This window comes from Paucidesulfovibrio gracilis DSM 16080 (assembly GCF_900167125.1).
GTDB lineage: Bacteria > Desulfobacterota > Desulfovibrionia > Desulfovibrionales > Desulfovibrionaceae > Paucidesulfovibrio > Paucidesulfovibrio gracilis.
In genome coordinates this window covers 1-13,107 of sequence record NZ_FUYC01000001.1, presented here as the reverse complement: position 1 = coordinate 13,107, position 13,107 = coordinate 1, and the positions used below count along the sequence as shown (strand labels likewise).

The 13,107-nt window shown below is 57.7% G+C and carries 14 protein-coding genes; 11 read left to right on the top strand and 3 right to left on the bottom strand.

Features of this window, described 5'->3' with window-relative positions; translation table 11 throughout:
* Window positions 1-20 precede the first annotated feature (20 nt).
* The 7 genes from guaB (at window position 21) to hisA (ending at window position 6,736) form a co-directional block, all read left to right on the top strand.
* Window positions 21-1,478 (top strand): IMP dehydrogenase, encoded by a 1,458-nt coding sequence (guaB, locus tag B5D49_RS00070; protein ID WP_078715618.1) that lies wholly within the window; start codon window positions 21-23, stop codon window positions 1,476-1,478.
* 130 nt (window positions 1,479-1,608) lie between these two features.
* Window positions 1,609-3,147 (top strand): glutamine-hydrolyzing GMP synthase, encoded by a 1,539-nt coding sequence (gene guaA / locus B5D49_RS00065; RefSeq protein ID WP_078715617.1) that lies wholly within the window; start codon window positions 1,609-1,611, stop codon window positions 3,145-3,147.
* A 42-nt stretch (window positions 3,148-3,189) separates the two neighbouring features.
* The gene (gene tatB / locus B5D49_RS00060) at window positions 3,190-3,579 is read left to right on the top strand and encodes a Sec-independent protein translocase protein TatB (RefSeq protein ID WP_078715616.1); all 390 of its coding nucleotides are present in this window, start codon (window positions 3,190-3,192) and stop codon (window positions 3,577-3,579) included.
* Window positions 3,576-4,652 (top strand): twin-arginine translocase subunit TatC, encoded by a 1,077-nt coding sequence (gene tatC, locus B5D49_RS00055; protein ID WP_078715615.1) that lies wholly within the window; start codon window positions 3,576-3,578, stop codon window positions 4,650-4,652. The genes tatB and tatC overlap by 4 nt, the downstream gene beginning before the upstream one ends.
* A 124-nt stretch (window positions 4,653-4,776) precedes the next feature.
* Window positions 4,777-5,364 carry an imidazoleglycerol-phosphate dehydratase HisB gene (hisB, locus tag B5D49_RS00050; RefSeq protein WP_078715614.1) on the top strand — a complete coding sequence of 196 codons (588 nt, stop codon included), beginning with the start codon at window positions 4,777-4,779 and terminating at the stop codon, window positions 5,362-5,364.
* Window positions 5,364-6,008 carry a hypothetical protein gene (locus B5D49_RS00045; protein WP_078715613.1) on the top strand — a complete coding sequence of 215 codons (645 nt, stop codon included), beginning with the start codon at window positions 5,364-5,366 and terminating at the stop codon, window positions 6,006-6,008. Before hisB ends, B5D49_RS00045 begins: the two co-directional genes overlap by 1 nt.
* Window positions 6,005-6,736 carry a 1-(5-phosphoribosyl)-5-[(5-phosphoribosylamino)methylideneamino]imidazole-4-carboxamide isomerase gene (hisA, locus tag B5D49_RS00040; protein ID WP_078715612.1) on the top strand — a complete coding sequence of 244 codons (732 nt, stop codon included), beginning with the start codon at window positions 6,005-6,007 and terminating at the stop codon, window positions 6,734-6,736. Before B5D49_RS00045 ends, hisA begins: the two co-directional genes overlap by 4 nt.
* Before the next feature lie 82 nt (window positions 6,737-6,818).
* On the opposite strand, the gene hflX is transcribed toward hisA, so the two are convergent.
* From hflX to B5D49_RS00025, 3 genes are all read right to left on the bottom strand, one after another.
* Entirely contained in the window at window positions 6,819-8,414 is a 1,596-nt protein-coding gene (gene hflX / locus B5D49_RS00035) for a GTPase HflX (RefSeq protein WP_078715611.1), read from the bottom strand.
* Between the two features lie 89 nt (window positions 8,415-8,503).
* Complete coding sequence (locus tag B5D49_RS00030) at window positions 8,504-9,103, bottom strand: IMP cyclohydrolase (protein WP_078715610.1); 600 nt, start codon at window positions 9,101-9,103, stop codon at window positions 8,504-8,506.
* Between the two features lie 152 nt (window positions 9,104-9,255).
* Window positions 9,256-9,819 (bottom strand): tetratricopeptide repeat protein, encoded by a 564-nt coding sequence (locus B5D49_RS00025; protein ID WP_078716014.1) that lies wholly within the window; start codon window positions 9,817-9,819, stop codon window positions 9,256-9,258.
* Window positions 9,820-10,251: 432 nt separating this feature from the next.
* Between B5D49_RS00025 and flgB the strand changes: the two genes are divergently transcribed.
* Genes flgB through fliF form a run of 4 tightly spaced genes read left to right on the top strand, consistent with a single transcriptional unit; the run spans window position 10,252 to window position 13,106 of the window.
* The gene (gene flgB, locus B5D49_RS00020) at window positions 10,252-10,662 is read left to right on the top strand and encodes a flagellar basal body rod protein FlgB (protein WP_078715609.1); all 411 of its coding nucleotides are present in this window, start codon (window positions 10,252-10,254) and stop codon (window positions 10,660-10,662) included.
* The gene (gene flgC, locus B5D49_RS00015) at window positions 10,663-11,100 is read left to right on the top strand and encodes a flagellar basal body rod protein FlgC (protein WP_078715608.1); all 438 of its coding nucleotides are present in this window, start codon (window positions 10,663-10,665) and stop codon (window positions 11,098-11,100) included. It abuts the gene before it with no gap.
* Window positions 11,101-11,143: 43 nt separating this feature from the next.
* Entirely contained in the window at window positions 11,144-11,467 is a 324-nt protein-coding gene (gene fliE, locus B5D49_RS00010) for a flagellar hook-basal body complex protein FliE (RefSeq protein ID WP_078715607.1), read from the top strand.
* 40 nt (window positions 11,468-11,507) lie between these two features.
* Complete coding sequence (gene fliF / locus B5D49_RS00005; RefSeq protein ID WP_078715606.1) at window positions 11,508-13,106, top strand: flagellar basal-body MS-ring/collar protein FliF; 1,599 nt, start codon at window positions 11,508-11,510, stop codon at window positions 13,104-13,106.
* Window position 13,107 lies beyond the last annotated feature (1 nt).

Genomic DNA, 13,107 nt, shown 5'->3' with positions numbered 1-13,107 from the left:
TCGCGCTAGCGAGGTTTTCAATGGAAAAGACTGTGATCAAAGCCCTGACGTTTGACGACGTGCTGCTGCTTCCGGGGTACTCCGAGACCACCCCGGACGCCGTGGACGTCTCCACTTATCTGACGCCGGACATCCGGCTGAACATTCCGCTCCTTTCGGCGGCCATGGATACGGTCACCGAAGCTCGCATGGCCATTTCCATGGCCAGACACGGCGGCGTGGGCGTTGTTCACAAGAATCTTTCCGTGCGTGAGCAGTGCGTGGAAGTGGACAAGGTCAAAAAGTCGGAATCCGGCATGATCATCGACCCCATTACCGTGCATCCGGACGACAGCCTGGGCAAGGTGCTGGACATCATGACCGAATACCGTATTTCCGGCTTGCCCGTTGTCAAGGGTGAGCATTTGGTGGGGATCATCACCAACCGGGACATCCGGTTCGTGAAAGATCGGGAGACGCGGGTATCCGAGCTGATGACCAGCCGCAACCTCGTTACCGTTCCCGTGGGTATTGCCCCGGAAGAGGCCAAACGGTATCTGCACCAGCATCGCATTGAAAAATTGCTGGTGGTGGATGACGAAAATACGCTCAAGGGATTGATCACCATCAAGGACATTGAAAAGGTCAAAAAATATCCCAACGCCTGCAAGGACGACCTGGGCCGTCTACGGGTGGGCGCGGCCATCGGCGTTGGGGAGAGCGGACTGGAGCGGGCCGAGGCACTGCTGCGAGCCGGTGCCGACTTCCTGGTTCTGGATTCGGCCCACGGCCATTCCAAGAATATTCTCGATTCCGTGCGCGCCCTGCGCAGCGCCTTCCCCAAGGCGCAGATTGTGGGCGGCAACGTGGCCACCTACGACGGTACCAAGGCGTTGATCGAAGCGGGCGTGGATACGGTCAAGGTCGGCATTGGTCCCGGTTCCATCTGCACCACGCGTATTGTGGCGGGCGTGGGGGTTCCCCAGGTCACGGCCGTGATGGAGTGCTCCCGGGCGGCCCACGAAGAAGATAAATGCATGATTGCGGACGGCGGCGTAAAATTTTCCGGCGACGTGGTCAAGGCCATTGCTTCGGGCGCGGACTCCGTGATGATGGGGTCGCTTCTGGCCGGGACCGAAGAGTCGCCGGGCGAAACCGTGCTCTACCAGGGACGGACCTATAAGACGTATCGTGGCATGGGGTCCATTGACGCCATGAAACGGGGCAGCTCGGACCGTTATTTCCAGGAAAAGTCCAAGAAGCTCGTGCCGGAAGGCATTGTGGGCAAGGTTCCCTATCGGGGCCGTGTGGCCGACTCCGTCCACCAGCTCATCGGCGGGCTGCGTTCGGGCATGGGCTACACCGGTTGCGCCACCATCAAGGCGCTCCAGAAAGATGCGCAGTTCGTACAGATTTCCATGGCCGGACTGCGGGAGTCCCACGTGCATGACGTGACCATCACCAAGGAAGCCCCCAACTATCGGGTGGATTCCAACTAGGTCCGGCGGTACGAAAGACAGCAAGACAACAACCCCGGCCTTGATCTCGTCGAGGCCGGGACAACAAGGTGCTTCGGCACAGGCGGTGACGGTGGCCCCGGGGTCGCGAACCGCTCTTCAGGAGAATTGTATGGATAAGGTCGTCATCCTTGACTTCGGATCCCAGTTTACCCAGCTCATTGCCCGGCGTGTTCGGGAGGCGGGCGTGTATTCCGAGATCCACCCCTGCACTGCGGACCCGGAAAAGGTCAAGGCGTTGAATCCGCAGGCGCTGATCCTCTCGGGCGGGCCGTCCAGCGTGCTGGATCCGGCTTCCCCGGCTCTGGATTCTGCCTATCTGGAATGGGGGATTCCCATCCTTGGGATTTGCTACGGCATGCAGCTGTTGTCCCACAATCTGGGCGGCAAGGTCGTGGCCTCGTCCGAACGGGAATACGGCCGCGCTGAATTTCAGGCCATGAACGATTGTCCGCTGTTTGAGGGCGTTGAGGAGTCGGATTCCATGACCGTATGGATGTCCCACGGGGATCGGGTGGAAGCCATCCCGCCGGACTTCGAGATCATGGGCCGGACCGAATCCATTCCATTTGCTGCCATGGGACACCCGGGCAAGCGCATCTATGCATTACAGTTCCACCCCGAGGTGGCGCATACGCAGGACGGCGCCTTGGTCTTGCAGAACTTTCTCTTCAAGGTGGCCGGACTCAACCCCACGTGGTCCATGGCCTCTTTTGTGGAGAATACGATCAAGGAATTAGCTGACACGATCGGTGATGCCAAAGTGGTGCTTGGTCTCTCCGGCGGCATCGACTCCACTGTGGCCGCGGTGCTCCTGCACAAGGCCATCGGCCACAACCTGCATTGCATTTTCGTGGATAACGGATTGCTGCGCATGGGTGAGCGGCAGGAGGTCATCGGCTTTCTGGAGGAGCACTTTGAACTGAACGTAAAGTGTGTGGATGCGGCCGATGAGTTCCTGGACAAGCTCGACGGGGTCACCGATCCAGAGAAAAAGCGAAAGATCATCGGGCATACCTTCATTGAAGTCTTTGACCGCGAGGCCAAGGCCATTGATGGTGTGAAGTTCCTGGGACAGGGTACGCTCTACCCGGACGTGATCGAGTCCGAATCCTTTAAGGGACCGTCGGCGGTGATCAAAAGCCATCACAACGTGGGGGGGCTGCCGGAAAAAATGAACCTCAAGCTGGTGGAACCCCTGCGTGAGCTGTTCAAGGACGAGGTGCGCCGCGCCGCGTATGAATTGGGCATGCCGGAACATATCATCTGGCGGCATCCCTTCCCCGGCCCTGGGCTGTCCATTCGCGTAGTTGGAGCCATTACCCGGGAGCGGCTGGAAATCTTGCGCCTTGCCGACCGCATCGTGCAGAACGAGTTGCTTGCCTCTGACTGGTATCGCAAGGTATGGCAAGGCTTTGCCGTGCTGTTGCCGCTCAAGACCGTGGGGGTTATGGGTGACGACCGCACCTATGAACACGTCATCGCGCTACGCATCGTGGATAGCGTGGATGCCATGACCGCGGATTGGTCGCGCTTGCCTTCTGAGCTTCTGGCGCGTATTTCCAATCGCATAATTAATGAAGTCAAGGGAGTGAACAGGGTGGTCCTGGACATTTCCTCCAAGCCGCCGAGCACCATTGAGTGGGAGTAGGCGGCACGGCGGCACGACTAACGGGACAGGACGGGAAACGGCATGTTCGGCATCGGCTCGACGGAACTGGTAATCATCATCGTTGTGGCGCTCGTCGTCATTGGACCGCAAAAACTGCCTGAAATGATGCGAACCCTGGGAAAGGGGCTCGCGGAATTCAAACGCGTTGGCCAGGATGTCAAGGAGACACTGGATAACGAGGTCAAACAGGCCGAGGATGAGATTAAAAAACAGGAACAGGAAGTAAAGGAAGCGGCGAAAAGCGCGGCTCGGGAAAAGGCGGAAGCCGTGCTCGAAAACGGCGGCAAGTCCGAAACCGAAGACGCCGCAAAGGAAGACGGTTCCATGGCTTCCAAGAACGAATCCGACGCTTCTCCGGCCACGTCCGCCTCGGTGGATGGTGAGACGGCCAAGGGAGGAGGCGCGGCATGACCACGGAGAACGGCAAGCCTGAAGAATTGCCTGTGACCGCGCAAGAGGATGCCGCTCCGGCTGGGGATCCTAACCTGGAGGATCCCGGCTTGGACGAGGCTGCGGAGGAGGAAGAAAATGACGGCCGCATGACACTGATGCAGCATCTGCTGGAGCTACGTAAGCGAGTGGTGCGATGCTTCATTGGTATTGGGGTCGGTTTCCTCATTTGCTATCCTTTCGCCGAACAGATGTTCCGCATCTTGATGGACCCCATGACCAAGGCGTTGACCAAGGTCACGGAGCACAAGTCCGTCCTGCCACAGGACTTTTTTGAAAAGTTTCAGCAGGCTGTCACTCAGGGACTCCAAGGAACGGACTTCCCCTACATGGATCAGCTTCCAACGTTTTTTGATTCGTTGCAGCAGTCCATGGTCAAGGTGGTCATGCATCAGGGGCAGTTCATCTACACCTATCCGCCGGAGGCATTTTTTGCCCATGTGAAGGTGGGGTTGGTAGCCGGATTCTTCCTCATGAGTCCGTTCCTGTTTTATCAGATTTGGGGTTTTGTGGCTCCAGGGCTGTATTCCCATGAACGGCGCTGGATCGTTCCGGTTGCGATGATTTCCGCCATATTCTTTGTGGCGGGCGGCTTGTTCGGCTATTTCGTCGTGTTTCCGTTCGGGTATGAATTCTTTGCCAGCTACGCTTCGGATATGATTTCCTTTACGCCGAAGCTCTCGGAATATCTTGGCTTCTCGCTACGACTCCTGATCGCATTCGGGTTGGTTTTTGAGCTGCCCATCTTCATTTTCTTCCTGGCGCGCATCGGTCTGGTGACGCACAAGGGACTGCGCCGCAACCAAAAGTATGCGATTTTGATCGCCTTTGTACTGGCCGCCGTGCTTACGCCGCCGGATCCTTTTACCCAATCGCTCATGGCTGGTCCGCTGGTCATTTTGTATGAAGTGGGCGTGTGGGTCGCGTTTGTGTTCGGCAAGCGCAAGAAAAAGGATGCCGAGGACCAGGAGGCACCCGAGGTAGCCACCGAGGATGCAGCCGAAGAAAAGACCGAGAAACAGGAAAGCGCGTAGCTTGGCCTCTTCGGGGAAATAGGAGCGGGAGATGCCTGCTCCTGTTTTTCTCGGAGGAAGAAAAACCTGGAAATCGGGAGGTTCCCTTTTTTCCGGTTCTCCTATACTACGAAAGGGTATGCCCATGCAGACACGTGAAGCCGCGCTGGAGCGCACCACTAAGGAGACGGACATCCGTCTGCGCCTTGTCTTGGACGGACAGGGGCGGGCCGAAGTGTCCACTGGATTCGCTTTTGCGGATCACATGCTCACGTTGATGACGTTCTGGGCCGGATTTGACCTGGAACTGGCCTGCAAGGGCGATCTGGAGATCGACGCCCATCACAGCCTGGAAGATGTCGGGCTTTGCCTTGGGCAGGCTCTGGCCGAGGCTTTGGGTGATAAAGCGGGCATTGAACGCATCGGCTGGGCCAAGGTGCCTATGGACGAAGCCCTGGCAGAATCCGTAGTGGATCTTTCGGGGCGGGCCTATTTGGTTTATGACGATGCCTTGTTGCCTGCCGTGATCGCGGGGGAGGAAAAGGATCTCTGGCGCGAATTTTTCAAATCGTTGGCCTTCCGCGCCGGTATGAATCTCCATTTGCGCTATGAATATGGCCTCAATGGCCACCATCTGCTGGAGGCGGCCTTCAAAGCCACGGGCATGGCCCTGAAGCGTGCCGTGAATCGTACCCGGCAGGGCGTGGCCAGCACCAAAGGGAGTCTGGACTGATGAAACGTTTCGCACCACTGCTGTTCATCCTGCTGACCGTCGCTATGCTTGCAGGCTGCGCTGAACGACGCATTCCGCCTATCGAGCGCCCCGAGGGCGTTTATGCCGTGGCCGGGGTGACCAGCCCACGGTATGATTGGCAGTTGCTGGCCGGGTATTTGCCGATGGAGGGAAAAGGTGTTTCCCGTGACGTGCTTACGGCGTTGGACGCCACTGTTGTGGAGCTTTTGGCCGAGCACGGTGTCAACGGCGTCACGCCTCCTGCCAATACCCGCCAGTGCCAGGAAATCGTAACCTTCGAAAATACCAGCGGCTCGCGCATCAGTGCCCTAAAATATTGGGTCCAGGTGGGAGAGTGCGCCAAGGCGGACTATCTTGTCGTGCCGCAATTGCTCTACTGGCAGGAACGCGAAGGGAGCGATTGGGGAGTGGACCGGCCTGCGGGCGTGGTCATGGATGTTTACATCATCGACGTGAATAGCGGTCGCTTGCTGGCCCGGCGTCATTATGACGAAACCCAGCGGCCCTTGTCTGCGGATTTGGGGAATGCCGGGCGGCATTTTGAGCGCGGCGGTAAGTGGCTGACGGCCAATGAACTGGCCCGGTACGGTCTGGACCGCATGTTGCGGGAGCTTGGTCTGTGATTCTGTTTCCTGCTGTCGATATCAAGGACGGACAATGCGTTCGTCTTAGTCAAGGAAAAGAGGACCAGGTCACGGTGTTTTCACCGGATCCGGTGGCCATGGCGCAGCAATGGGCGGACCGAGGGTGCGAATACCTGCATGTCATCGATCTTGATGGCGCATTTTCCGGCCAGCCCCGCAATGCGGAATTGATCCGCCGGATATGCACCGCCATCGACATTCCCGTTCAGCTGGGAGGCGGTGTACGTGATCTGACGATTGCCAAGGCGTATCTGGACGCGGGAGTGCAGCGGCTGATTATCGGCACCTTGGCTTTGGAGCAGCCCGAACGCTTTGCAGAGCTTTGTTCCGCTTTCCCCGGACAAGTGGGCGTATCGCTTGATGCCGTGGACGGCATGCTCAAGACCAAGGGCTGGGTGGAAGACGCAGGCCAACATATCTTTGATGTGCTTCCGCAAATGGAGAAGGCCGGAGCCGCGTTCATCATCTACACCGACATTGCCCGGGACGGCATGCAGACCGGCGTGAACCTGGAAGCGCTGGAAGCTCTATGCGAAAAGACTACGATACCGGTCATTGCCGCTGGAGGCGTTCATACACTGGATGATCTCAAGGCGTTGTATCCCCTGTGCGCAAAAGGACTTGAAGGCGCCATCTCCGGTCGGGCCATTTATACCGGAACGCTTGATGTCAGCGCGGCTCAGGACTGGATTCGCTCCATGCAATAACGCTGCCTGATTTCGACCAAAGTGAAAAGGGACTTCATCTTCGAAGATGAAGTCCCTTTTGGGTTCTGGGTGGCGCGTGCCATCACGTCCTGCTGTTGTCGCCGTGGGGCAGTGCTCCGAGAATACGTTCCACCAACGGTCCCAGGCTCGAGCGTTCCCGGGCAGTGATGGGAACGCCGGTAGGGAAGATGTTGCCGAGCCGCTCACGGTCATCCGCATCCAGCTTGTCCCATTTGTTCAGGGCTACAATCCGTTCCGGCTTTTGCAGGTCCATTTCTTCCAGAATGTTTTCCACGGCGTGGACATGCTCTTCCACTTCCGGGTGGGCTGCATCAGCCACAAGCAGCAGAACGTCGGCAAATTCGAGTTCTTCCAGTGTGGCGCGAAAGGCTTCGCGTAGATCGGGCGGCAGCCGTCGGATAAAGCCCACCGTGTCCGTGAGGATCACTTCACGATCACGCGGAAAGCGAATGCGCCGTGTCGTGGGATCCAGTGTTGCGAACAGTTTGTCTTCTGCCAACACATCGGCGTTGGTCAGCGTGTTCAGCAGCGTGGATTTTCCCGCGTTGGTGTAGCCCACCAGCGAGATAACGGGTACGCCGGATTTGGATCGGCGTTCGCGGGTTTGCGCGCGGTGACGGCGCACCGCCTCCAGCTCCTTTTTGAGCCTTGTCAGACGGTCTCGCGCCCTGCGGCGGTCTACCTCGAGCTTTGTTTCACCCGGGCCACGCCCGCCGATGCCTCCCATGAGTCGGGACATGGCTTTGCCCGCGCCCGTAAGCCGCGGTAGCATATATTTGAGCTGGGCCATTTCCACCTGGAGTTTCCCGGCCTTGCTGGTGGCGCGTTGGGCAAAAATATCCAGGATCAGCTGGGTGCGGTCGATGACGCGACGTTCCGTAAGTTCCGCAAGATTCCGCATTTGTGCGGGAGAAAGATCCTGGTCAAAGAGGATGAGACGAGCGCCGCATTGCAGGGCGCGAACTTCCAGTTCCGCGAGCTTGCCCTTGCCCATAATGGTGCGCGGGTCGGCCTTGCGTACACGTTGGACCAGCATGTCCGCCGGAACAAGCCCGGCCGTGCGAGCCAGCGCCGAAAGTTCGTCAAGAGAGCGTTCCTGGATTTGTCTTGAGGCCGTGGATACGCTGACCAATAATGCCCGGTCCCCATGTTCCAACTCGGGGCCGGGTTGGGAGCGGCTGAATTCCTCTTCCAGCGCCTCGGTCAGAGCATGCAGGTCCACGGTCTGATGGTCATACCGCTCCGGGGACAGCAGCTCATGGGTGCGATGGGAAGGGTTGGGCGGGAGCAGGTGCGCGACCTGAATCCGATCCGGCCAGCCCTCGGCATCGACGCTCAGGGCAGCTACACTGTCGAAGCGCAGGAAAACCATGTCCATCAGGTCTTCCTGGGAGAGTTTTTCGGAACCGAAGTGCGTATGTACCAGCCGCAAGCCCCGAAGCCGTCCAGCCCCCTGACGGGAGCGGGGCAACTCGGGAATGAAAATGGCTTCCGGGTCACCGACAAGGACCATGTCGGCGCGACCTTGGCGGTTGACCAACACAGCCACTTGCCGGCCAATGTCGTGGGAAAGGCCTGCCAACTCCCGGGCCTGTTCAACGCTGACCACTTCCCGCAAAGGGTAGCGACGTTGATACAGTCGGTTCAGCCGTTTCAATTCACTGGGCTTAAGCCCTTGGGTGTTGCCCTGTACGCGTTGCGCTATGGGATTGCTCCTTGGTTTGCAGGCTGGGGATGGGGACCGGTTCAGGCTGTATGGTCCGTCAGGTAGGCGCTGATCATGCGGTCGTACTCGGAGACCATGCCGAAGGTCTCGGCAGCGAGGCGGCGGCGCAGATCAAGCCCTACCTTGCCTTTGTTGGCGCGCATTTCATCCATGATGGCGGTATAGTGGGATACGCCCGGCACCACGAGGATGGAATGAAAGTTTTTGGCGGCGGCGCGCAGCATGGTCGGGCCGCCGATGTCGATTTCCTCAACGGCCTGCTTGAGATCCAGTTCTTTTTTCGCGGCGTCGGCAAAGTTGTAAAGATTGACGCAAATCAGATCGAACGGCTTGATCTCGTGCTGTTGGAGCGTCTCCAGATGTTCGGGATTATCTTTATCCGCAAGCACGCCGCCATGCACGTTGGGATGCAGGGTTTTGACGCGGCCACCCAGAATTTCAGGAAAGCCGGTCACGTCGCTGACCGGGGTCACGGGCAGTTCGGCTTCGGCAAGCATGCGGCGAGTGCCGCCTGTGGAAACCAGTTCCACTTGATTTTGGGCGAGAAAGGTCGCGAATTCGACAAGAAGCGACTTATCGGTGACGCTCAGCAGAGCGCGTCGGATAGGCAAAAAATCCATGACACACCTCACATTTGTTTTGTGAGGAAGTGCCAGATAATCCGGGCGTGCGCAAGTTCAGACCCGGGTAGACCCCAAATTCGGCAGGCGCGCTGTCCACCCGACGAGGAGTGGACAACGCGGCCCGGAGGGGACAAAAAATCGTGCGTCAGCTACACGCTGATCTGATTCAGCAATTCCTGGGCAGACTCATTGGACGGGTCGGTTTCCAGGATGCGTTCCAGATGCAAAATGGCGTCGTCCTTGCGGTCCATGCAGACCAGACAACCAGCCAAGGCGTAGCGGACTTCGTGCTTGCCCGGATCGATGGAGAGGTAATTCTCCAGGTGCGGAACCACCAGTTCCAGATTGGACGTTTCGTGTCCGAGCCGTACCAGGCTGAACAGGGCGACCATGTTTTCCGGGTTGATGGCCAGCGCTTCACTAAAGTGCTCGAACGCAACACCTGCTTCACCAGCTTCCATGAGAATCAGACCGATGCCGGCGTGACTCTTGTCCGTAGGTTCGATGGTGTGCGCCTTGCGATATTGCTCCATGGCTTCCTCAAGAGAGCCGCGTTGCACCGCGATGGTCGCCAGACCGAGATACGGATCAGGATGAATGCCGTTGGATTTGGCAGCCTTGTTGTAGTATTCCTCGGCCTTTTCCAGCTCTCCCATAAAGAGATAGCATTCTCCGAGTTCCTTGTTGATCTCGTAATCCAGGTGTGTACTCATGACATCCCCTCCAAATTCCTGCCGGTCGATCAAGACCGTGCGCTTTGAAATGTCTGCCCAGGTGGGCAGCAAAAGCAATGCAATGCTTGTGCCATGAAAGAAACTCCAGTGGTGGAGAAATTGGGCATGTCGCGTTTCATTCCGTAAAAAAGTTCACTATTCCAAACTGTAAACGAGGAATAGCCCTCGGCTTTCAAGTTGGGATCCTGGGTTTATAATCTGGGATGCTCGGCGAAGCATGGCGTGTTCATTTGGCTTCCGGCAAAGCCTGCCGACGGTTCTTCGACAGCCCCCAGGACACCATAAAATATTAAAGTGGTTTTATGTTAGGGTGTTACTCAAATGGAACGGTTGTTGCTTTGTTGGTTGCGTGTCGGGTTACCCCAAAGCGGGACACTCGGAAAAAAATGACCAGCAGAAGAGAGGCAAGGCATGAAGGGACTATTTTCATCGCATATCGACGTAACCGCCAAGGTTCTGGATCTTCGGTTGGAGCGTCAAAACCTCGTCGCCGGAAACCTCGCCAACGTGGATACTCCGGGATACAAGGCCCGTCGCCTGGAATTCGAAGATCGGTTGCAAGACGCTCTGGCCTTGGATCAACGCGGTAAGGTTACGCGCACCAGTTCCATGCATCTACCGTCCACTTTTTCGGCGGATGGATTTGAAGGGCGGGGCATCAAGGAGTTCGAGCCGCGCCAGGTGTTCGGCGAGGACCGTGTAGACCTGGATAAGGAAATGGCGCTGATGGGAAAAAACGCCATGCTCTACAACGCCTTGGCGGAAGTAATCACCAAGAATTTCCAAGGACTGCAAAAAGTCATTCAGGATGGGAGCAAATAAATGGATTTCATGACCGCACTTGATATCGGCGCGTCCGGCCTGCGCGCGCAGCGGGCCTACCTGAACGTCATTTCTATGAACATGGCCAATGCCCGGACCACGCGCACCGTGGAGGGGGGACCATACCAGCGGAAGGCGCTGTCGCTGGAATCTTCGCCGGTCTATACGCCTTTTGATGAGGCCATGAAGGACCAGCTCAACCGAGATCTGCACGGTGTGACCGTGCGGGGCATGGTCAAAGACGACCGGCCTTTTAAGATGGTGTATGAGCCGGGACACCCCGATGCCAACGAAGAGGGCTATGTGGCGTATCCGGACATCAATGTTGTGGAAGAAATGACCAACATGATCAACACCATGCGTAGCTATGAAGCCAACACCCAGTCCATTGACTCGGTGAAGAAGATGTTCACCAAGGCGCTTCGCATCGGCCGATAGCCAAAATGGACGCATCCTGTGGAACTAAAACACCGGGGAAGGAATCATGATTAAAAGTGTCGCCATGCAGGCCTACAAAAATGCCATGCAGGACGCGCAGGAACTGTCCCAGCAGGTACGCTCCACCACTCAGCGAAAAAAGCCGGTGGAAGGGTTCGGCGAGACGCTCACCGATTCGTTGTCCAAGGTCAACGAGATGCAGGGCGAGAAGTCCCGTATGATCGAGGAGTTCGCCTCCGGAAAGACCCAGAATGTGCATGAATTGATGATCTCCATGCAAAAAGCCGGCGTGGCCATGCAGATGACCAGTGCGGTTCGCGGCAAGATCATCTCCGCATATCAGGAAATCATGCGCATGCCCTTCTAGGGCCGGATCACCGTAGCACTACTTTTTGAGGAGAAAGCCCATGCCCCCGTTCCTGACCGAAACCTGGCAACGCTTTGCAAATTTTTGGCAGCGCCGCACTGTTTCCCAGCGTGTGCTCATCGGCGGACTCAGCGTCATCGTGACCCTGGCCTTTGTGTTCATGATCTATTGGCTGAACATGCCGGACTACCGGGTGCTGTATACCAAGCTGTATCCCGAGGACGCCTCCAAGGTGGTCTCCATGCTGCAGGCCGCCAAAGAACCGTACAAGCTGCAGGACGGTGGCCAGACCATCATGGTTCCCGCGGACCGTGTTTACGATCTGCGCCTGAAAATTGCCGGGGAAGGCACCCTGCACGGCCAAGGCATTGGCTTTGAAATTTTTGACAATATCAAGATCGGCCAGACCGATTTTGTGCAGCACATCAACTACCAGCGCGCCCTGCAGGGAGAACTTGCCCGGACCATTTCGGAGTTTCCCCAGGTGGAGCGCGCCAGAGTGCATTTGGTGCTTCCGCACAAGAGTTTGTTTATTGAGGAACAGGCTCCGCCGTCCGCGTCCGTAGTGCTCAAGCTCAAGGACCGGGCCGAATTGGGCAAAAAGGAGATCACCGGCATCGTCAACCTGGTGTCCATGTCCGTGGAGGGGCTGGAAAAAAGCCGTATCACCGTGACGGACATGCAGGGACAGCCTTTGTATGAACCCGAAGAAGACGGTGCCACGGTTGGCTTGTCCAGCTCGCAGTTGGATTATAAAAATGAGATGGAACGCAAGCTGGAGCGGCGAATTCAGGAGCTGCTCACTCCGGCGGTGGGACCGGGTAAAATCATTGCCCGCGTGAATGCGGAGCTGGATTTTTCCCAGCGCACAATCCATCGGGAGTTGTTCGACCCGGACGCCACGGTGTTGCGCTCCGAGACCCGCAGCGAGGAAACCACCCAGGGGCGCGCCAATCTGGACGGCGGCGTACCCGAGGCCAACTTCCGGGGTGACGGATTCACCGGAACCCAGTCCACACAGGACTCCACGCGGGAAACCCGTACTTCGAATTTTGAAATCAACCGTGAAGAGCAAAGTATTATCACTCCGGTGGGCGAACTGAAGCGACTGACGGTTGCGGTCCTGGTGGACGGCACCTATACTACCCCGGAGGAAGGGGCGGACCCTGTCTACGCACCGCGCACCGCCGAGGAAATGGCCGAGTATGAACGTCTGGTAAAGAGCGCCATTGGCTTTGATCCGGAGCGTGCCGACAGTGTGGAGGTTTCCAACATCTCCTTTGGCGTACCCGAGGGCATTGACAGCGATTCCCTGATGCGCACCATGCTGGAATACGCGCAGCGGTTCGGGAAGCCTTTCCTCAACGGCCTGCTCATCTTCCTGTTCCTCATCCTCGTGGTGCGGCCAGTGGTCATGGCCCTGATTCGTCCGCGGGTCAACGAGCAGGAAATGGACGAGGTCGCCGGGCTGCCCGGCGCGGATCAGCGTTTGGCCCTGGACGAGGCCGAGGTGGACGAGGAAGCCCTGGACACCTCCATGCGGCTGGAAAATGCCAAGAACATGGCCTTCCAGCTCTTTGATGAAAACACCGACCAGGCCGTGCGTCTGCTCAAGTCCTGGATCAAGCAGGAGGCTTAGA